The sequence below is a fragment of the Micromonospora sp. LOL_024 genome, assembly GCF_048060415.1.
Taxonomy (GTDB): Bacteria; Actinomycetota; Actinomycetes; order Mycobacteriales; family Micromonosporaceae; genus Micromonospora.
Genome location: NZ_JBHMIS010000234.1, coordinates 1 through 249 on the forward strand (window position 1 = coordinate 1; position 249 = coordinate 249).

Genomic DNA, 249 nt, shown 5'->3' on the forward strand with positions numbered 1-249 from the left:
GGTGGGCAACGACGAAGTTCATGCTTGGTGAAGCGGTGCTGCACGGCGACGCGCATATGGAGAATCTCCTGGTGACGGCCGACGGCCGAGAGGCATTCGTGGATCTGGAGACGGTGTGTATTGAGGTGATCTCAACAGGGCTGGGAGTGCTGATCGGGATGACACGGGCATTGCGTCCATAGCGGACGGTGCTGGATGTGGGCGTGGAGCCATCGGTAGACAGGTCTTTGCGACAAGATCAGTCTCCGA

At 59.4% G+C, this 249-nt stretch carries 1 protein-coding gene; it reads left to right on the forward strand.

The genetic code is table 11. The annotated features are described in order from the left end of the window. The coding region (locus ACFHWY_RS28990; RefSeq protein WP_416583398.1) for a phosphotransferase at window positions 1–182 on the forward strand (182 nt) is incomplete at its 5' end. Window positions 183–249: the final 67 nt, after the last annotated feature.